The organism is Buchnera aphidicola (Meitanaphis flavogallis), from assembly GCA_039830035.1.
In the GTDB taxonomy this organism is placed as follows: Bacteria; Pseudomonadota; Gammaproteobacteria; order Enterobacterales; family Enterobacteriaceae; genus Buchnera_B; species Buchnera_B aphidicola_AZ.
The window spans coordinates 144,323-166,154 of record CP140038.1 but is presented as its reverse complement, the minus strand read 5'-3'; the positions used below and the strand labels follow the sequence as shown (position 1 = coordinate 166,154).

The window sequence follows — 21,832 nt, the reverse complement described above, 5'->3', positions numbered from 1 at the left end:
GGTAAAAACTTCATGAAACAACGTAATATTGCAAGTAATAAAACTTATTAATATTTGTCTAAAACAATAATTCTTAACGTATTTTATTAAACTAATCATACATATATCGTTAAATTAAACTTCATTAAATAGATTAAATATTAATGATTGATGTTGTTCGAATACCACATTCAAATTCTGATCGAAAATATTTAATGGCACTTTTTAATGGTGAAACAGCTCCTGGTGCATGCGCACAAAACGTTCTTCCCGGCCCTAATTGACAGCATAACTCTTCTAAAAGATCTATGTCGTTCTCATGTCCTTGATGCATTTCTAAAGATTTTAAAATAGAAACAATCCAAGGCAAACCATCACGACATGGAGTACACCATCCACACGATTCTCGGGAAAAAAATTCTTCAATGTTTCTTACCAAAGAAACTATGTTCACAGTATCATCGATTGCCATAGCTAAAGCAGTTCCTAATCGACTACCTGCGTGTTGAATAGTAGAAAAATTCATAGGCAAATCAATATGTTTAAACGTTAATAATTCTGTACTTGCTCCTCCTGGTTGCCAAGCTTTTAAATTAAGTCCACTATTCATCCCACCAGCATAGTCTTCTAGTATTTCACGTGCTGTAATTCCAAAAGGTAACTCCCATAATCCAGGATTTTTAACTTTTCCTGAAAATCCCATCATTTTAGTACCAGAATCGATACTTTTCGACAAATTTTTATACCACTTTGTTCCATGCAAAATAATAGATGGTATATTAGATAACGTTTCTACATTATTTATACAAGTAGGTTTTCCCCAAGCTCCAACATGAGCAGGAAATGGTGGTTTATATTTCGGATTAGCACGATTACCTTCTAAAGAACTAATTAACGCAGTTTCTTCTCCACAAATATAACGACCAGCACCACTATGTAAAACAATTTCAAAATTTAGACCAGATTTCAATACATTATTTCCTATGTATCCAAACTTGGTTGCTTCAAAAATAGCTTTTTTTAAAATGTGTTCAGCTTGAATATATTCGCATCTCAAAAATATGTAACTTTTACTAACATTAAGAGCTAAAGAACTAATCAAAATGCCTTCTATTAGTTGATGAGGAATTTTTTCCATTAAAAATTTATCTTTATACGTTCCTGGTTCCATTTCATCTGCATTACATAATAAATAACGAACATCAAAATTGCTTTTTTGAGGCATTAAACTCCACTTTATTCCTGTAGGAAAACCTGCTCCACCACGTCCTTTTAATCCTGACTCTTTTACTATACTTATAATATCTACAGGTTTAATAGTTTTAAGTGCCTTTTCAAAAGCGAGATAACCACCGTTTTTTTTATATTCTTGAATCCAAACTACATCTTTTTTTTCATTTAACCACCAAGTTAATGGATGAGTCTCTGAAGTACGTAATATTTTTTTCACTTATATAATTCCAATAATTCTACTACTCGTTTTACATTTAAACGAGAATAAATGTTATCATTAATCATTATAGTAGGAGCGTTATCACAATTTCCTAAACAACATATCGGTAATAAAGTAAAACGAAGATCTTGTGTAGTTTCACCAATAGCAATATTTAATGCATCTTCTAAACATGATTTAATATCTTCACAACCATACATATAACAAACTACACTATCGCAATAACGTATTATATTTCTTCCAATTGGTTTTCTGAAAATCTGGCTATAAAATGTAGCAACTTCTTCTAAATTGCTTTCAGGTATTTTAAGTATTTTTGAAATTTCACAAATAGCCTGTTTCGAAACCCAACCTCTGTTTTTTTGAACAATTTTTAATGCTTCTATAGAACTAGATTGAGCATCTTCATAATTATTCTTACTTTTTAAAATATCTATTTCTTCTTCCTTGCTTAACATAAAGACATTACTCAATGTATTTTTTAACATTTCTTTAACGATCAACATCAGACATAACAAAATCAATACTACCTAAATAAACTATTAAATCTGATATTAAACTCCCACGAATAACTGACGGTATCTGTTGTAAATGAGGAAAACTAGGTGTTCGTATTCTAGTTCTATAACTTATAGTATTACCATCGCTAATCAAATAGTAACTATTAATTCCTTTAGTTGCTTCAATCATTTGAAAACTTTCATTAGGAGGAAGTATCGGACCCCAAGAAACTTGTAAAAAATGAGTGATCATAGTTTCAATGTGTTGCAACATGTGTTCTTTAGGCGGAGGAGTAGTTAATGGATGATCAGCTTTAAAAGAACCTTCTGGCATATTATTTAAACATTGCTTTAAAATATTAAGACTTTGCCAGATTTCTTCCATCTTTAACATTACTCGAGAATAACAATCACTAATTCCATTTCCTATTGGTATTTCAAATTCAAAATTATAATAACCTGAATAAGGTCGTTTTTTTCGCACGTCAAAGTCTAAACCAGTGGCACGTAATCCAGACCCTGTAATACCCCATTTTAAAGCTTCACATTGATTATATTGCGCTACACCCTTCGATCGGCTAATTAAAATACTATTTTTCAATGCAGAATTAGTATATTTAATTAATCTCTTTGGAATCCAATCAAGAAACTGCTTTAATAATTTATTCCATCCTTTAGGTAAATCATGAGCTACTCCTCCAATTCTAAACCAAGCTGGATGCATACGAAAACCAGTAATAGCTTCAATAATATCGTAAATCTTTTGACGATCAGTAAAAGCTAAAAAAACAGGAGTCATAGCTCCAACGTCTTGAATAAAGGTAGAAATATACAATAAATGACTATTAATTCTAAATAATTCTGATAACATAACACGAATAACTTCTACTTTCTTTGGTACTATAATACCTGCTAATTTTTCTACCGCTAACACATAGGGCATCTCGTTAACACATCCACCTAAATATTCAATACGATCAGTATATGGAATATAACTATGCCAAGTTTGGCGTTCTCCTATTTTTTCAGCTCCGCGATGGTGATATCCAATGTCTGGTACACAATTTATAATCTTTTCTCCATCTAACTGTAAAACAATACGAAAAACTCCATGCGCAGAAGGATGATTTGGACCTAAATTTAAAAACATATAATTACTATTTTTGCCTTCTTTTTTCATTCCCCACTCTTCTGGACGAAATCGCAATGCATCCATTTCTCTATCTTCTTTATATTGATTTAAAGTAAAAAAATCCAATTCAGTAGCTCTACATGGATGATCTTTACGCAATGGATGACCCTTCCAATTTCTTGGCATAATAATTCTAGTTAAATTTGGATGATTATCAAAAACTATTCCAAACATATCCCATGTTTCACGCTCATACCAATTAGCATTTGGATACAATTCAGTTAACGTAGAAAGATTAAGTTTATCGTTAAATAATGCAATTTTAAACATTACATCATCATTTCGAGAAAAAGATATAAAATGGTAAAACACTGAAAAATCAGCTAATGGTAACGTTTGACGATGAGAACGACATCTTTCATCTACACCGTGTAAATCAAATAAAGTTGTATATGGATTTTTTATGCTTAGTAAAAACTTACCAATTTTTAATAATATTTTACTACTAATCCACAATACAGGTATCCCTATTAAAGTAGATTGAAGTACAAATTGATTTCGTCCAAAAAATTTAAACAATTCTTTCACAATATCGCTATGAATATAATCGTAAGGAACATTTTGGATTGTATTACTAGCTTTTTTTGAAATGTTTATTTTCATAAATTACATAATGATCTCATATCATCTCATTAACAAATATAAAGAAATTACTAACAAATAAAGAATTACATACCAATATGCAATAGTATTCTAAACTTTATCTGGTGAACGAAGATGTTTAATAGAAATATATTTCTCTCTACGTTTATTTTTTTCTGCAGGCATATTGGCACGATATACTCCTTGTTCTCCTATCATCCAAGACAATGGACGACGCTCTTTAGAAATAGATTTTTGTAACAACATTAATCCTTCTATGTATGCTTCTGGTCTAGGTGGACAACCAGGAATATAAACATCTACAGGCAAAAATTTGTCTACTCCTTGAACAACAGAATAAACATCATACATTCCTCCCGAATTAGCACAAGAGCCCATAGAAATCACCCACTTTGGCTCTAACATTTGATCGTATAAACGTTGAATAACAGGAACCATTTTAATAAATGGTGTTCCCGCTATAACCATGAAATCAGCCTGCCTCGGGGATGCGCGTAATACTTCAGATCCAAATCTTGAAATATCATGTATAGAAGTAAATGCAGTTACCATTTCTACATAACAACAAGACAAACCAAAATTGTAAGGCCATAAAGAGTTCTTTCTTCCCCAATTTACTAAGTTATGAATATATTTATTTATATTTCCCATATAAATATTTTTATGCACATAATCTTCAATGGGATCAGATACAACATATTCTTTTTGAGAAGGATAATTTTTATCTTTTTCTGAAATATTCACTTTAGTTAACGTATATTTCATAAAGTAACTCACTCTAAAATCGTTCTAATATTTAAATTAACATTTCTTACAAAACTCTTTGGAACTCCAATTTAATGAGTTCAAACGAATTAAATAAATTAATCCAGACAATAAAAATAAAACAAAAAATACAACCTCTATAAAACCGCTCCAACCTAATTCAATAACATTGATCGACCACAAATATAAATACAATGATTCAACATCAAATAAAACAAAATATATTGCTACTAAATAGAATTTAATACATATATTTAAATACAAATTATCAACAGGATCTATTCCTGATTCAAATGGAGTATGTTTATGTCGCGCTTGAGACCTTCCACCTAACATTGAGCTCAATAATAGCATTAGTAAGCTAATTCCAATAGCTGTTATACAAAACATGAAAAAAGCCCAATATTGGTCAGAATGAAATATATTTTCAAAGCTCATAAATTTATAATTTTAGTATATCAATTAAAGTATAAATATACTAAGCTAAAAAATAAAAACTTTCTATTCAAAACAAAATATTTTTAATATTTTTAAACTAGTTTTGTTTTTAACCTTGATGATTGAAAAATTGACCCCATCTATTTATTATTAAACTAAATAATTGATTTCAGGCAAATTTTAAAACAATTCAAACAATAAAATAACTAAATCATTTAAAGTACATTTATTTTTAAAAAGGAAATTATAATGAGTAAAATAATCGGTATTGACTTAGGAACTACTAATTCCTGCATTGCAATTATGGATGGAAATAAAACTCGCGTATTAGAAAATACAGAAGGTGATCGTACAACACCATCAATCATTGCATATACTAACGACGGAGAAATATTAGTAGGAAAACCCGCTAAACGTCAAGCAATAACAAATCCAAGTAATACGCTATTTGCCATCAAACGTTTAATCGGAAGAAAATTTACTGATGAAGAAGTACAACGCGATATTAAAATAATGCCATATAAAATCATTAAATCTGATAATGGAGATGCATGGATTAATGTAAAAAACAAAAAGTTAGCACCTCCTCAAATTTCTGCAGAAGTATTAAAAAAAATGAAAAAAACCGCAGAAGATTACTTAGGAGAATCAATAACAGAAGCAGTCATTACTGTTCCTGCTTATTTTAATGATGCTCAACGACAAGCAACAAAAGATGCAGGAAGAATTGCTGGACTAGACGTAAAAAGAATAATTAATGAACCGACAGCTGCAGCATTAGCTTACGGCTTAGATAAAGACAAAGGTAACAAAATTATAGCTGTATATGATCTAGGTGGAGGAACATTTGATATTTCAATAATAGAAATAGACAATGTTGACAAAGAAAAAACATTTGAAGTACTAGCAACTAACGGAGATACCCATCTTGGAGGAGAAGATTTTGACAGCAGACTAATAAATTATTTATCTGAAGAATTTAAAAAAGACCAAGGAACTGACCTAAGAAATGATCCATTAGCTATGCAACGTCTCAAAGAAGCTGCAGAAAAAGCAAAAATAGAATTATCTTCGTCTAAACAAACTGACGTAAATTTACCTTATATAACAGCAGATTTGCATGGACCTAAACACTTAAATATTAAAGTAACTAGATCCAAATTAGAATCCTTAGTAGAAGATTTAATTAATCAATCTATAGAGCCATTAAAAACAGCATTAAAAGATGCCAAATTATCTATTTCAGATATCAATGATGTGATTCTAGTCGGCGGACAAACAAGAATGCCTATGGTTCAAAAAAAAGTAGCCGATTTTTTCCAGAAAGAACCAAGAAAAGATGTTAATCCAGATGAAGCAGTAGCTGTAGGTGCAGCAGTACAAGGAGGAGTATTATCTGGAGAAGTAAAAGACGTATTATTATTAGATGTTACACCGCTATCATTAGGTATTGAAACTATGGGTGGCATAATGACTTCATTAATTAATAAAAATACTACTATTCCAACTAAGCACAGTCAAATATTTTCTACTGCAGAAGATAATCAATCAGCTGTGACAATACATGTACTCCAAGGAGAACGAAAAAGATCCATAGATAATAAATCATTAGGTCAATTCAACTTAGATGGAATTCAGCCTGCACCAAGAGGAATGGCACAAATTGAAGTAACATTTGATATAGATGCAGATGGTATTCTACACGTATCAGCAAAAGATAAAAACACAGGAAAAGAACAAAAGATCACAATTAAATCATCGTCCGGATTAAACGAAGATGAAATAAAAAAAATGGTTTCTGATGCAGAAGCTAATTCTGAATCAGACAAACAATTTGAAGAATTAGTCAAAATCAGAAATCAAGGAGATCAAATTTCTCATAGCACCAAAAAGCAACTAAAAAATGCAGAAAAAAACATAAATAAAAAAGACAAAGACGATATTACAAAATCCTTAGAAGAATTAGACAGAGCTTTAAAAGGAGAAGACAAAACCGATATAGAAGAAAAAATACAAAATGTATTAAAGTTTTCTTCAAAATTAATAGAAAATACTAGACAAAACACACAATCTAATGCCTCTAATAATAACGAAAACTCCTCAAAACCTGAAGATAACGTTGTAGACGCAGAATTCGAAGAAATAAAAGAACCAAAAAAATAATACTTTCTAAAAAACTACACAAAATGACAAAAAACGAGCATAAAATACTTGTTATGCTCGTTAACACATATGTAAAATTGGGAAAAGAACGAATGCCAAAACAAGATTATTACCAAATTTTAGGAGTTAATCAATCATCCGAAGAAAGAGAAATAAAAAAAGCATACAAAAAATTAGCTATGAAATATCATCCTGATAGAAATCCAGGTAATAAAACAGCTGAAGAAAAGTTTAAAAAAATTAAAGAAGCGTATGAAGTTCTGAACGATTCAAAAAAAAGAGCCGCATATGATCAATATGGACATACTGCATTTGAACAAGGAAATGCAAACAACAATACGTTTACTCACAGTTTTAGTACTAACGCGGACTTTAGTGATATATTTGGTGACGTGTTTGGTGACATATTTAGTGGAAATAAAACACAACGAGCTTCTAAAGGATCTGATTTACGTTACAATATGCTGCTAACTTTAGAAGAAGCTGTTCGAGGAGTAATAAAAGAAATTCATATTCCAGTTTTACAAACTTGCCAATCATGTTATGGATATGGAACTCAATCTGGATCCAAACCTACAAATTGCCAAAAATGTTATGGAAGTGGACAAATACAAACAAGAAAAGGATTTTTTACTGTTCAACAAACATGTCCACAATGTCAAGGTAAAGGAAACGTAATACAATTTCCTTGTCATGCCTGTAATGGACATGGAAGAACAGAAAAATCCAAAATTCTATCAGTTAAAATCCCTCCTGGAGTAAATACAGATGATCGCATTCGCTTAAATAACGAAGGCGAAGCAGGAGAAAATGGAGCTGCTTCTGGGGATTTATACGTTCAAATAACAGTAAAAAAACATCCTATATTCGAACGTGAAGACAATAATTTATATTGCGAAGTACCAATAAATTTTTCTATGGCTGCTTTAGGTGGTGAAATCGAAGTTCCAACATTAGATGGAAAAGTTAAATTAAAAGTACCATCAGAAACACAATCAGGAAAATTATTTAGAATAAAAGCAAAAGGAGTAAAATCTATAAGAAACAAGAAACAAGGAGATTTATTATGTAGAGTAGTTGTAGAAACGCCAGTAAATCTAAGCGAAAAACAAAAATATCTTTTATACCAACTAGGAGAAAGTTTCGGAGGTTTTAAAGGAGAAAAAAATAGTCCTCGATCAAAACGATTTTTCGAAGGAGTAAAAAGGTTCTTTGATGATCTTACTAAATAAACTTTAAAAAATTTGCTTCTATATAACTAACCGTATGGAAGCAAATTTTAAAAAATAAATATTATTATAATCCTGAATAATATTAAACTATCAACTTTATTCTACGCTCTAAATTTGATTTATGTCGCGCTGCTTTGTTTTTGTGAATTATACCTTTAGTAGCATATCTATCTAAAATAGATTGAGCTTTTTTAAATTCTAACTTAGCTTTTTCTTTATTTTTCAATAATATTTCAACATTTACTTTCTTTATAAAAGTTTTTATTCTAGATTTTTTACTAGAATTAAAACATCTCTTTTGTTCAGATGTTACTGCACTTTTTTTGGATGCTTTCAAATTTGCCAAAATAACTCCCATATAAATTTTTATAAAATAGTTTAAAATAAATTCATAAACATTATATGATATTGTAAAATAAAGTAAAATATATAATATTCATATATCATTTTAACACAATCACTGATGATTCTAAATAGTCTAAAATCAATGATTAATAACATAAAACATTATTTTTTAATCTTAAAAAAAATTAACATAAAATTGTATTATTAAGAACCATTACTATGAAACTAATACGTAACATAAATAACATCAAATTTCAAACTAATCCTTGTATATTAACAATAGGAAACTTTGATGGAATACATTTAGGTCACCAAAAACTATTAAACTTACTTTGTAAGAAAAAAAAAGAATATAAAAAACCAATTACTATTGCTATTTTTGAACCTCAACCGCAAGAATTTTTTTATCCTGAAAATCCTCCTATTCGTCTTATGCAGTTTCGAGAAAAAATACAATACTTATCTCAATGGAACATTGACACAATATTATGTATTTATTTTAATCGTGTCTTTTCTCGTATTAGTCCTATGAATTTTGTTACTAACATAATAATAAAAAAACTAAATGTATGTTTTTTAGCAATTGGAAAAAATTTTTGTTTTGGAGCTCAAAGAAAAGGAAATACTACTTTTTTAAAAAATATGGGAAAACACTACAACTTTGAAGTTTATACGACTAAAATTCTTACAACACATGGTATGGAAATCAGTAGCACAGCTATCAGATCAGCACTAAAAAATAATAATTTAAAATTAGCCAAAATGCTATTAGGACGTTCTTTTAGCATTTCAGGAAGAGTTATTAATGGAAAAAAAAATGGATCTTTAATAGGATTTCCAACAGCTAACATTATACTAAATAAAAACGTAGCTCCAATTAATGGTGTTTTTATAGTAAAAATATTCATACCCTCATCAAAAAAAACATTCCTAGGAGTAGCAAATATTGGAACTCAACCAACTATGTCTGGAACTAAAAAAAAACTCGAAGTACATTTAATAAATGTATCAATGAATCTATACAAAACATACATAGAAGTTATATTTATTAAAAAAATTCGTAACGAATTTTGTTTTTCTTCTGTAGAAGAATTAAAAATGCAAATTCAACATGATATTAAAACAGCAAATTTGTATTTTGATAGTCATCCTCAAAACATATCATAAATATTATAAAAAATAAGAGAACACAATGACTGATTATAAATCAACTTTAAACCTACCCCGGACTAACTTTTCCATGAAAGGAAATCTGTCTAAAAAAGAACCAGACATTCTTAAAAAATGGAATAAAAACAAAATTTATGAAGTTATTAGAAAAATAAAAAAAAACAAAAAAAAATTTTTCTTACATGACGGACCTCCATATGCTAATGGAAAAATTCATATTGGACATGCAGTCAATAAAATATTAAAAGACATTATAGTTAAATCAAAAAATATGTCAGGATTTGATGCCCCTTATACTCCATCTTGGGATTGTCATGGATTACCCATCGAGCACAAAATTGAAAAAAAAAATAAGAAAAAGAAAAAAAATAATACTACAAATGATTTTCAAAATCAATGTAGAGAATATGCGCATAATCAAGTAAAAAACCAAAAACAAGAATTTACTAGATTAGGAGTTTTAGGAGATTGGGATAATTCATATTTAACCATGAGTTTTGCAAATGAAGCACGCATAATGCAAACTTTTGCTAAAATGATTGAATTAGGGTATATATACCAAGATTTTAAGCCAGTTAATTGGTGTATTAATTGTCGCTCAGCATTAGCAGAAGCAGAAATTGAATATCATTTCAAATCATCTCTTTCTACTTTTGTAAAATTTAAAATTATTGATAATAATATAATAAAAAATGTATTTAACGTTACTACCCTTGATAATATAACACATATAGTTATTTGGACTACTACACCTTGGAGTTTACCAGCAAGTAGAGCCATTACACTTAATCCCAATTTTTACTATCAACTTATTCAAACACCTAATGATATATTAATATTAGAAAAAACCCTAGTTCAAAAAACTATGGAAAAATGTAAAATTAAAAACTGGAAAATTTTAAACACAGTATCCGGAAAACTTCTTGAAAACATAAAATTTATTCACCCTTTCTTAAATATTGTTATTCCCATAATTTTATCAGAACATGTAACTCTAGAATTAGGAACAGGAGCGGTACATACAGCTTCAGAGTTCGGCAATGATGATTATAATGTAAGCAAAAAATACAACATTAACATAACCAAAACAATTGATGATAATGGAAATTTTAAAAACGATATTCATCCTAAATTAAACGGAATAAATATTGTAAAATCCATAAAAATTATTCTCGAACTATTAAAACAAAACAATTCTTTACTAAAAACCGAACTTTTTAATCATAACTATCCACATTGTTGGAGACATAAAACTCCAATCATTTTTCGAGCTACCCAACAATGGTTTATTAATATGAACCATAAAAATTTGAAAGAAAATTGCATAAAACAAATACAAAAAGTAAAATGGATTCCTAACTGGGGTAAGGAAAAAATGATTAGTTTAATATCTAATCGACCAGATTGGTGCATATCTAGACAAAGAACTTGGGGAGTTCCTATTCCTATTTTTTTTCACAAAAAAACAGGAAAAATACATCCAAAACTATTTCTAATTATCAAGGACATTATTGAAAAGGTAAAAGAAGTAGGTATTAAAGCGTGGTTCGAAGTAGATCCAAAAATATTATTAGGTGATGAATCAAAAAACTATATTAAGGTAACAGACATTTTAGATATTTGGTTTGAATCTGGATCTATAACACTATCTGACATATACAAAAATAAATTTCATCATGAAAATATTTCCGATCTATATATAGAAGGATCAGATCAACATAGAGGTTGGTTTATGTCTTCTCTAATAATATCCACAGCCATCAACAATATACCCCCGTATCATATGGTAATTACACATGGATTTATTGTAGACGAAAAAGGAAAAAAAATGTCTAAATCTATTGGAAATACTGTTCATCCTAACACTATAATCCAGACATTTGGATCTGATATATTAAGATTATGGACAGCTTCTATTGACTATTCCAAAGAAATTTCTATTTCTGAAAATATACTTAAAAAAACGTCAGAAATTTATAGAAAAATTCGAAATACAGCAAAATTTCTTCTTTCAAATTTATATGATTTCAATCCTGAAAAAGAACTAATTGCCCCTAAAAACATGATCATGTTAGATCAATGGGCAATAGGAAAAACTCTTGACACACAGAATAAAATAATTAATAGTTATGATAATTATAAATTCCACGACGTAATAAAAAATATAGTATACTTTTGCTCTATAGAAATGAGTGCTTTCTATTTAGACATAATAAAAGATAGACAATATTTAATAAAATCTAACCACATTTCAAGAAAAAGTTGCCAAAGTGCTATATATTTAATTTTAAATTCACTTATAAGATGGATAGCACCTATTTTATCTTTTACTGCAGATGAATTATGGGACTATTTACCAGGAAAAAAGAACAAATCTGTATTTACTGAAGAATGGCTAAAAAAACTGTTTCCTTTAAATAATAACAATGTTATGAACAACACATACTGGAATGAATTATTCACTATCAAAAGTGAAGTAAACAAAGTTTTAGATCATGTAAGAAAAAATCAAATAATAGGAAATTCTTTGGAATCATTTATTCAACTATACGTTGACGATAATATTCAAGAAAAACTAAAGTTATTAAACCACGAATTACAATTTTTGTTCTTAACATCAAAAATTCAAATAAACAATTATTCTTCTGCCCCTAATTATGCTATAAAAAGCAAATTAGTAAAAAACCTTAAAATACACATTTCTAAAATGCATGGAGAAAAATGTATGCGATGCTGGCATATTATTTCTAACTCTAATGACATTAATACTGAATCAAAAATATGTAAAAGATGTATTTCAAATATTACTGGATTAGGGGAAATACGTAAATTTCTATAATGAAAAAATTACTAACTTTAAATAAAATATTTTTATTCAGCATCTTTCTTCTAGTAATATCACTAGATATTTCAAGCAAAAGATGGATAATCAATAATTTACTATTATTTGAAATACAAAAACTCAACCCAATATTAAATATTTTTCATATACACAACTATGGATTAGCATTTGGCTTTTTTTCTGAAATAAGTCAAAAATATAAATATTTTTTACTCTTAGTAGATATCGTTACTATAGCTGCAATATTGAAAATAATCTATCTCATACAAATAAATAAAAAATATTATAGCTTTGCTTATACTCTAATAATTAGTGGAGCAATAGGCAATATGATAGATCGACTATACTTTGGATTTGTAATAGACTTTATTGACATTCATATTAATAATTGGCATTTTGCTACATTTAATGTAGCAGATATTAGTATTTTCTTAGGTAGTATTTTAGTAATATATATTTACTTTTTAAAAAAAGAAAAAAAATAACATATATGTATATCACATATATACATTCTAATAATCATATATAAACATTATATTACATCCTTACATACATATGAATATTTTTTTAGCAAATCCAAGGGGTTTTTGCGCAGGTGTAAAACGAGCTATTAACATTGTTAATGCTGCATTAAAAATCTGGGGAAAACCTATTTACGTAAATCACGAAATAGTACATAATACTTATGTAACTAGCTGTTTAAAATCTCAAGGAGTAATTTTTAGTCCAGATATCGATCTTATTCCAGTTGGATCAATACTAATTATTTCAGCACATGGAGTATCTAAAAATTTTAAGCATCGAGCTATAAAAAGAAGATTAAAAATAATTGATGCAACTTGTCCACTCGTTAAAAAAGTACACAAAGAGGTATCACAAGCCAGTGATTTAGGGTTTGAAGTAATACTTATAGGAACTTCTGAACATCCAGAAATAAAAGGTACAATGGGACAATATAATAATGCCAATGGTAATATTTATCTTATAGAATCAATCAAAGACGTTTCGCAATTAAAAGTTAAACAACCAAACAACTTAACGTTTATGACTCAAACTACACTATCTTTAGAAGTTATTAATCCTATTATTTCAGAATTACGAAGAAAATACCCTAATATTACTAATCCTAAAAATCCAGATATTTGTTATGCTACTATTAATCGTCAAATAGCAGTAAAAGAACTATCAAAAATATCTGACGCTATTATAATCATAGGATCAAAACATTCTTCTAATTCTAATCAGCTTTTTAAATTAGCAAAAAAAACAAAAAAAAATTCCATTTTAATAGATTCTAAAAATGATATTAATATAAATCATTGGGATAATAATATAAAATCTATTGGAATAGCAGCCGGAGCTTCCACTCCAAATGTTGTTATAGAAAAAGTAATAAAAAAACTAAAAAAAATAAAACATTCCACTGTCACAGAAATATCTGGAATAAAAGAAAATATCATATTTCATATGCCTAAAGAACTAAAAAAAATAAAAAATATTACTAACCTTTGATTAAAAGAAACGTAAAAAATGCAACATAAATTATTTAGAATTGCTATATCAGGTGCACTTGGAAAGATGGGAGTAAGTTTAATAAAAGAAATATGTACTGGGAATTACGAAAACATATCTCTCGGCGCTGCCATAGTAAAACCAGGACACACCTCAATTAAACACGATATAGGAAACGTTATAGGCACAAAAAAAACTGGTATTTTTATTTCTGATTCTTTAAAAAAAGAAATTAATAATTTCGATATTTTAATAGATTTTACCAATCCACAAAATACAATGAAAAATCTCAATATTTGTTCTATAAATAATAAAAACATTGTAATCGGGACAACTGGATTATCTGATATCGACATAAAAAAAATCAAAATATCATCTAAAAATATTGGTATTATTCTTTCACCAAATTACAGCATAGGAATTAACTTAATACTCAATTTATTACGAACAACTACTAAAGTTCTTGGAAAATACTCTGATATTGAAATTGTAGAAGCACATCATCGCGCAAAAAAAGATGCTCCTTCTGGAACAGCTATAGAAATGGGAAAAACAATATCTAACGAAATGAATTGGAACTTGCAAAAAAAAGCTGTATATATAAGAAAAGGTTTAACAGGAAAACGAAAAAATAACGAAATTGGTTTCTCAACTATCCGAGCTGGTGATATAGTAGGAGATCACACGGTAATTTTTGCCAATCCTGGTGAACGTGTAGAAATTACTCATAAAGCAACTAATAGATTAACTTTTTCAAGAGGAGCAATAAAAGCTGCAATATGGTTAATGTTGCAAAAAAAAGCAGGATTATTTAACATGTCAAATGTGTTAAATATATAACTTTATATAATATGTAACATATCCTGCATTAAAAACAAATATCTACTAAAAAACAAGGTAATTATATAATACCATTGGAGAATTTTCAAAACATGACAACAATGTCATCGTCAGAAGCAGTATTAATTCTAAGTGATGGAACCACTTTTTATGGTAAATCAATAGGAATACCAGGAGAAGCACTAGGTGAAGTGGTATTCAATACATCCATGACGGGATACCAAGAAATTTTAACAGATCCTTCCTATTTTAATCAAATTATTACCTTTACTTATCCACATATAGGTAATATTGGAATTAATAAAAATGATTGCGAATCTGATACTATTCATGCAAATGGATTAATTATTCGCAATCTCTCGATTAGATTTAGTAACTATAGAAGTGAAATAAGTTTATCCAAATATTTAATACAAAATAAAGTTATAGCGATTTCTGATATTGATACAAGAAAATTAACCAGAATACTTAGAATTTCTGGATCTCAATATGGTTGTATTATTACCAAAAAAACATTTAACCTTTCTGAAACATTAAATAAAATTTGTAGCTTAAAAAACTCTAAAAATCAAGACCTAGCAAAAATAGTAAGTACTAAATCTTCTTATACATGGAATAAAGGAGAAATCGCCACCACATACCATTCTAAAAAATTATCTCTTAAAAAAAAAGCAATATTTCATATTATAGTATATGATTTTGGAGTAAAAAGAAATATATTGCGGATGTTAGTAAACCGACAATGCTATCTAACAGTTGTACCTGCAAACACTTCTGCTCAAGAAGTTTTTAAACTATCACCAGATGGAATTTTTTTATCTAATGGACCAGGAGACCCAAGGCCATGTCATTATGCTATTAATTCGATTAAAAAATTCTTGAAAATTAACATTCCAATATTCGGAATTTGCCTAGGACATCAATTATTAGCATTAGCTAATGGAGCACAAATAATAAAAATGAAGTTTGGACACCATGGAGGAAATCATCCTGTTAAAGAACTACACTCTAATATCGTTATGATTACTTCACAAAATCACAATTTTACAGTTAATCCTAATAATCTCCCAGAAAATATCCAAATAACACACACTTCTCTATTCGATGGAAGTATACAAGGATTGCGAGTAATAAACAAAAATGCTTTTAGTTTTCAAGGGCATCCCGAAGCAAGTCCAGGACCTCATGATGCCATAACACTATTCGATCAATTCATAACCCTTGTAAAAAACCACAAATATAACATTATACTTGAAGGAAAAAATGCCAAAACGTACTGATATAAAATCTATTTTAATACTTGGATCTGGACCAATTGTAATTGGACAAGCATGTGAATTTGATTACTCCGGAACTCAAGCATGTAAATCCCTAAGAGAACTAGGATACAAAATCATTTTAATTAATTCTAATCCAGCAACTATTATGACTGATCCTGACATAGCTGACTCTACATACATTGAGCCTATCCACTGGAAAATAATTAAAAAAATCATTCAAAAAGAAAAACCAGATGCTATTTTACCTACTATGGGAGGACAAACTGCTTTAAACTGCGTGTTAGATCTAGAAAACAATGGAATACTCAATGAGTTTAAAGTAAAAATAATAGGAGCTACTATTGAAGCTATTCAAAAAGCGGAAAATAGAAAATTATTTGAAAAATCTATAAGAAAAATAGGACTACATACTGCAAAATCAGAAATTATATACAATATACAAACAGCATTACAAGCTATAAAAAAAATAGGATTTCCAGCAATAATTCGTCCATCTTTCACTATGGGGGGTAGTGGAGGCGGAATAGCGTATAATTACGAAGAATTTAAAACAATTTGTGAACAAGGATTAAATTTATCTCCATCAAAACAATTGATAATTGATGAATCTTTAATCGGATGGAAAGAATATGAAATGGAAGTAATACGAGATAAAAACGATAATTGTATAATTGTTTGTTCTATCGAAAATATAGATCCTATGGGAATACACACCGGTGATTCTATAACTGTTTCTCCAGCTCAAACTCTAACTGATAAAGAATATCAAATAATGCGCAATGCATCAATATTAATTTTAAGAGAAATTGGAGTAGAAACAGGTGGAGCTAACGTCCAATTTGCTGTTAATCCAAAAAATGGACAAATGATTGTTATTGAAATGAATCCAAGAGTATCTAGATCATCTGCACTAGCATCTAAAGCAACTGGTTTTCCAATCGCTAAAATTGCAGCAAAATTAGCTGTGGGATATACATTAGATGAATTAAATAATGATTTAATAGGATCAAATACAACAGCTTCTTTCGAACCTACTATGGACTATATAGTTACTAAAATACCCAGATTTAATTTTGAGAAGTTTATAGGTTGTAATGATCGACTAACAACACAAATGAAATCTGTAGGAGAAGTAATGGCTATTGGAAGAACTTTTCAAGAATCTATACAGAAAGCTATAATAGGACTAGAAATTGGAGCAAGTGGTTTTGATAAAAAAATAAAAAAAAATACAACAAAAAACATACAAAAAATTCGTCACGAATTACGAGAAGCAGGATCTGATAGATTATGGTATATCGGAGATGCATTTCGTATAGGAATGTCTATCAACGAAGTTTTCAACTTAACATTAATTGACAAATGGTTTTTGACTCAAATAAAAAACATAATAGAAACAGAAACAAAAATAGAAAAAATGAATATAGAAGATATTGATTATATTTCCTTAAGAGAACTCAAAAGACAAGGATTTTCTGATTTAAGAATATCTATTTTAACTAAAAAATCTGAAAAAGAAATTAGAAACATTAGACACAAATTGAATTTACATCCAATATACAAAAGAATTGATACTTGCGCCGCAGAATTTGAAAGTGAAACAGCATATATGTATTCTACATGGGAAGATGAATGCGAATCAAAACCTATTCATCATGACAAAAAAATCATAATTTTAGGAGGAGGACCTAATAGAATTGGACAAGGTATTGAATTCGATTACTGTTGTGTACATGCGTCACTAGCATTAAGAGAAAACGGATTTAAAACTATTATTATTAATTGTAATCCAGAAACAGTATCAACTGATTATGACATATCAGACAGATTATATTTTGAACCAATATCATTAGAAACAATTCTTGAAATTGCAAAAATAGAAAAACCTGATGGTATAATCATACAATATGGAGGTCAAACACCTTTAAAATTAGCCAAAGAACTCGAAAAAGAAGGTATTCCTATTGTAGGAACTAATCCCAATTCAATTGATAAAGCAGAAAATCGTAAAAAATTTCAAAAAATCATATCTAATTTAGGACTATTACAAACAGCTAATGCTACTGTTACGAATCTAAAAGATGCTATTTTACAATCTAAAATTATACAATACCCAATTATGATTAGACCATCATATGTATTAGGTGGACGCGCCATGGAAGTAGTTTACGACGAAAAATCCTTAAAAACTTACTTTAAAAACTCTATCACTTCTAAAACTCAAGAACCAGTTTTATTAGACCATTATTTAGAAAGTGCTGTTGAAATTGATGTAGACGCTATTTGTGATGGAAAAAATGTTTTAATTGGCGGAATCATGGAACATATTGAACAAGCTGGCGTACATTCTGGTGATTCTGCATGTTCTTTGCCTGCATATACCTTAGATATAACAATTCAAAACGTTATTAGATCTCAAGTAAAACAGCTAGCATTTGCATTATCTATAAAAGGATTGATGAATGTACAATTTGCCGTAAAAAATAAAAAAGTATACGTATTAGAAGTAAATCCCAGAGCAGCTAGAACTATTCCTTTTGTTTCAAAATCTACTGGAATAGCATTAGCAAAAATTGCTGCAAAAGTCATGATTGGAGCTACTTTGTTACAACAAGGTTATATAAAAGAAATTATTCCACCTTATTATTCAGTAAAAGAAGTTGTACTTCCTTTTAACAAATTTCAAGGGTCCATCCCTATTCTTGGACCAGAAATGAAATCTACCGGAGAAGTTATGGGAATAGGAAAAAATTTTTCTGAAGCTTTTTCAAAAGCCATGTTAGGTGCACAAATAAATATAAAAAAATCAGGAAGAATTCTAATTTCTGTAAAAAACAGTGATAAAAATAAAATTTCTAATTTAGCTAATATACTTAACAATCTCGGATTCCAATTAGATGCAACAACAGGAACTGCAAAAGTTCTGCAAAAAAATGGAATAAAAGTTAGAATAGTAAGTAAAGTTCATGAAAGAAGACCACACATAAAAGACAGACTAAAAAACGGCGAATATATATATATTATAAATACTAGTGACTGCAATCAAGCTATCATAGACTCTAAATCAATTTGCCAAAATGCTTTACAATATCAAGTACATTATGATACTACATTAAATGGTGCTTTAGCTACAATCATGGCTATTAACGAATGTCCTATAAAAAATGTAATATCTCTACAAGACAGACATAAAACTATTTTAAGTTTACTCAACAAAAATGTCGAACATTAGACTAGCATATGAATATTAGTATTATAGTAGCTATGTCAGAAAATTACGTAATTGGATATAAAAATTCTATACCTTGGTATTTACCATTAGACTTAATTTGGTTTAAAAAAAACACAATTAACAAAAGCATAATAATGGGTAGAATTACTTGGAATTCTATTAAATTTGCATTACCAATGAGACAAAATATAGTATTAACTCATAAAAATATAACAAATTACGATAATAATGTATACTTTGTAAATTCTATCCAAAAAGCAATTCAATTAGCAATTCATAAAGATGAAATCATGATTATTGGAGGTAGCCAATTATATTCTCAAATACTACCTATTACTAACAAAATTTATTTAACAAAAATAAAAATCAACATCCTAGGAGATGCTTATTTTCCAAAATATAAGCATATGAATTGGAATACAGTGTTTAAAGAAGATCACAAAATCAACCATTATAATAAATACAATTTTCAATTTCGAATTTTAGAACGTACATTAAAATGAAACAGGAATTTTTTATCAAATATGCATTTCAGATTTTTGACGAAACCATTTTTTATCTTCAAGTCGAAACATACTAAGTGATCCACCCCAACAACATCCAGTATCCAAAGAAATAAATCTTTTCGGAGTAATACTACTATCTAAAGAAGCCCAATGACCAAAAAATATGCAATAATCTTGTAAATTATTATTTCTCATTGAAAACCAAGGCAACATAGGAAATGTATCCATAGAAGGAGATTGTTTATTTATCATGTCTAACGTTCCATCGCAATAACAATATCTCATTCTCGTAAAAACATTCAAACTAAATCTCAAACTATCCAAATCTCGAGATGAATTATCAACATATTTTACTATAGAACTATTAAATATACTTTTAAATAAAGTATCATAATTTTTGTGACATAAAATTGATTCTAACTTCTTAGCATAATTTTTAGCTATGTTAATGTTCCAAAAAGGATGAATTCCAGCATGAACCATAATAATTTTTCTAGTTTCATCAATTTTTAACAATGATTGTTTACGCAACCAATTCATTAAATAATCGATATCTTTAGATTTTAATATATTTGAAATAATATCATTTTTAGATTTTTTGTTTTTAATGTTTGCATGAATAGCAATCAAATTAAGGTCATGATTCCCTAACACTAAATGTAAATTAGACCCTAAAGAAGAAACAAAACGCATAACTTCAATAGATTTAGAACCTCTATTAACCAAATCCCCAGTTAACCATAAATGATCTAATTTTTCATTAAAAGAAACTTGTTCTAATAACTTCATGAATTCATTATAACAACCATGGATATCACCAATGAAATATGTACTCATATATTTTTCCCATAAATATTTTATTGTAAAAATTGTTATATTACGTCATAACCTGTAATTATGATTAACTTATATAATTTGATAATACACAGTACTGCATAATTGATATGTTTTCAGCACGCAACATAGGATCAATTGAAAGATTTTTTAAAATATCTTCACTAAATAATTCAGATAAACTATTTCTTATAACTTTTCGTCTTTTGCTAAAAGCTAATGTAATAACTTTTTTAAAATTAGTCATATTTTTAATATAGTATCGCTTTTTTTTATAAGGAACTAATTTCAAGAAAGTAGAACAAACTTTTGGAACTGGTCTAAAAGATCGAGGGGAAACATCAAATAAACGTGTTATTTTACAAAAATACTGAGAAATAATGCTTAATTTACCATAATCTTTAGTACCTGGCAAAGCTAACAATCGATTTGCCACTTCTTTTTGAAACATAAAATGCATATCAAAAATGTTATCATATCTAAAAAGATAAAATAACAAAGTAACGGAAATATTATATGGTAAGTTTCCAAAAATACGTATAGAATTATAAAAATTATTTTCTATGCATGAAAAATCAAATGTTAAAACATCTTTAGAAAAAATTTTTAAATTTTTTATTCCACATAAAGATACATGTAATCGAGTGACTAAATCTTTATCGCGTTCTATTACAAATAACTTATGTAATAAGTTACTAAAACCAAGAGTTAATGCACCTAATCCAGGTCCAATTTCTATCATTATATCTGTTTTTTTAGGACTTATACTATTAATAATATTATTAATAATATGAGTATCTATTAAAAAATTTTGACCTAACTGCTTTTTTACAATGTGTTTATTGTATTTAAACTGAATCATGATATCTTCACATTAAATTTTAAAAATTATATATATAATCGAAAATTCTATGTTTAGTTGATGCAACAATATTAACATGTTACA

18 protein-coding genes are annotated in these 21,832 nt (G+C 28.3%); 10 read left to right on the top strand and 8 right to left on the bottom strand.

The window, feature by feature from the left end:
• Positions 1 to 133: 133 nt before the first annotated feature.
• The 5 genes from nuoF to ndhC all read right to left on the bottom strand — a co-directional run bounded on the left by nuoF (position 134) and on the right by ndhC (position 4,930).
• Positions 134 to 1,429 (bottom strand): NADH-quinone oxidoreductase subunit NuoF, encoded by a 1,296-nt coding sequence (gene nuoF / locus U0T59_00725; GenBank protein ID XBC43454.1) that lies wholly within the window; start codon positions 1,427 to 1,429, stop codon positions 134 to 136.
• On the bottom strand, positions 1,426 to 1,890 hold the full coding sequence (gene nuoE / locus U0T59_00720) for an NADH-quinone oxidoreductase subunit NuoE (protein XBC43566.1): 465 nt from the start codon (positions 1,888 to 1,890) through the stop codon (positions 1,426 to 1,428). Before nuoE ends, nuoF begins: the two co-directional genes overlap by 4 nt.
• Before the next feature lie 34 nt (positions 1,891 to 1,924).
• On the bottom strand, positions 1,925 to 3,727 hold the full coding sequence (gene nuoC, locus U0T59_00715) for an NADH-quinone oxidoreductase subunit C/D (protein XBC43453.1): 1,803 nt from the start codon (positions 3,725 to 3,727) through the stop codon (positions 1,925 to 1,927).
• A 90-nt stretch (positions 3,728 to 3,817) separates the two neighbouring features.
• Positions 3,818 to 4,492: an NADH-quinone oxidoreductase subunit B family protein gene (locus U0T59_00710; GenBank protein XBC43452.1), complete on the bottom strand. Its 675-nt coding sequence runs from the start codon at positions 4,490 to 4,492 to the stop codon at positions 3,818 to 3,820.
• Between the two features lie 36 nt (positions 4,493 to 4,528).
• Positions 4,529 to 4,930, bottom strand: a complete 402-nt coding sequence (ndhC, locus tag U0T59_00705; GenBank protein XBC43451.1) for an NADH-quinone oxidoreductase subunit A — start codon at positions 4,928 to 4,930, stop codon at positions 4,529 to 4,531.
• A 249-nt stretch (positions 4,931 to 5,179) separates the two neighbouring features.
• On the opposite strand from ndhC, the gene dnaK reads away from it, so the two are divergent.
• Positions 5,180 to 7,093, top strand: a complete 1,914-nt coding sequence (gene dnaK, locus U0T59_00700; protein ID XBC43450.1) for a molecular chaperone DnaK — start codon at positions 5,180 to 5,182, stop codon at positions 7,091 to 7,093.
• Positions 7,094 to 7,185: 92 nt separating this feature from the next.
• On the top strand, positions 7,186 to 8,325 hold the full coding sequence (gene dnaJ, locus U0T59_00695; protein XBC43449.1) for a molecular chaperone DnaJ: 1,140 nt from the start codon (positions 7,186 to 7,188) through the stop codon (positions 8,323 to 8,325).
• Positions 8,326 to 8,407: 82 nt separating this feature from the next.
• Here the strand turns inward: dnaJ and rpsT are convergent, their stop codons facing one another.
• Positions 8,408 to 8,671 (bottom strand): 30S ribosomal protein S20, encoded by a 264-nt coding sequence (rpsT, locus tag U0T59_00690; GenBank protein XBC43448.1) that lies wholly within the window; start codon positions 8,669 to 8,671, stop codon positions 8,408 to 8,410.
• A gap of 218 nt (positions 8,672 to 8,889) precedes the next feature.
• Between rpsT and ribF the strand changes: the two genes are divergently transcribed.
• The 8 genes from ribF to folA all read left to right on the top strand — a co-directional run bounded on the left by ribF (position 8,890) and on the right by folA (position 20,049).
• On the top strand, positions 8,890 to 9,837 hold the full coding sequence (gene ribF, locus U0T59_00685) for a bifunctional riboflavin kinase/FAD synthetase (GenBank protein ID XBC43447.1): 948 nt from the start codon (positions 8,890 to 8,892) through the stop codon (positions 9,835 to 9,837).
• Positions 9,838 to 9,862: 25 nt separating this feature from the next.
• A complete protein-coding gene (gene ileS, locus U0T59_00680) occupies positions 9,863 to 12,679 on the top strand; it encodes an isoleucine--tRNA ligase (GenBank protein ID XBC43446.1) in 2,817 nt (938 codons plus the stop codon).
• Complete coding sequence (lspA, locus tag U0T59_00675) at positions 12,679 to 13,167, top strand: signal peptidase II (GenBank protein ID XBC43445.1); 489 nt, start codon at positions 12,679 to 12,681, stop codon at positions 13,165 to 13,167. Before ileS ends, lspA begins: the two co-directional genes overlap by 1 nt.
• A 70-nt stretch (positions 13,168 to 13,237) precedes the next feature.
• Positions 13,238 to 14,194 carry a 4-hydroxy-3-methylbut-2-enyl diphosphate reductase gene (ispH, locus tag U0T59_00670; GenBank protein ID XBC43444.1) on the top strand — a complete coding sequence of 319 codons (957 nt, stop codon included), beginning with the start codon at positions 13,238 to 13,240 and terminating at the stop codon, positions 14,192 to 14,194.
• An 18-nt stretch (positions 14,195 to 14,212) separates the two neighbouring features.
• A complete protein-coding gene (dapB, locus tag U0T59_00665; protein ID XBC43443.1) occupies positions 14,213 to 15,034 on the top strand; it encodes a 4-hydroxy-tetrahydrodipicolinate reductase in 822 nt (273 codons plus the stop codon).
• Positions 15,035 to 15,126: 92 nt separating this feature from the next.
• The gene (gene carA, locus U0T59_00660) at positions 15,127 to 16,314 is read left to right on the top strand and encodes a glutamine-hydrolyzing carbamoyl-phosphate synthase small subunit (protein XBC43442.1); all 1,188 of its coding nucleotides are present in this window, start codon (positions 15,127 to 15,129) and stop codon (positions 16,312 to 16,314) included.
• Entirely contained in the window at positions 16,298 to 19,546 is a 3,249-nt protein-coding gene (gene carB, locus U0T59_00655) for a carbamoyl-phosphate synthase large subunit (GenBank protein ID XBC43441.1), read from the top strand. Before carA ends, carB begins: the two co-directional genes overlap by 17 nt.
• Before the next feature lie 8 nt (positions 19,547 to 19,554).
• Complete coding sequence (gene folA, locus U0T59_00650) at positions 19,555 to 20,049, top strand: type 3 dihydrofolate reductase (GenBank protein ID XBC43440.1); 495 nt, start codon at positions 19,555 to 19,557, stop codon at positions 20,047 to 20,049.
• Positions 20,050 to 20,064: 15 nt separating this feature from the next.
• On the opposite strand, the gene U0T59_00645 is transcribed toward folA, so the two are convergent.
• Positions 20,065 to 20,889 carry a symmetrical bis(5'-nucleosyl)-tetraphosphatase gene (locus U0T59_00645; protein XBC43439.1) on the bottom strand — a complete coding sequence of 275 codons (825 nt, stop codon included), beginning with the start codon at positions 20,887 to 20,889 and terminating at the stop codon, positions 20,065 to 20,067.
• Between the two features lie 64 nt (positions 20,890 to 20,953).
• Positions 20,954 to 21,748 (bottom strand): 16S rRNA (adenine(1518)-N(6)/adenine(1519)-N(6))-dimethyltransferase RsmA, encoded by a 795-nt coding sequence (gene rsmA / locus U0T59_00640; GenBank protein XBC43438.1) that lies wholly within the window; start codon positions 21,746 to 21,748, stop codon positions 20,954 to 20,956.
• Between the last annotated feature and the right edge of the window lie 84 nt (positions 21,749 to 21,832).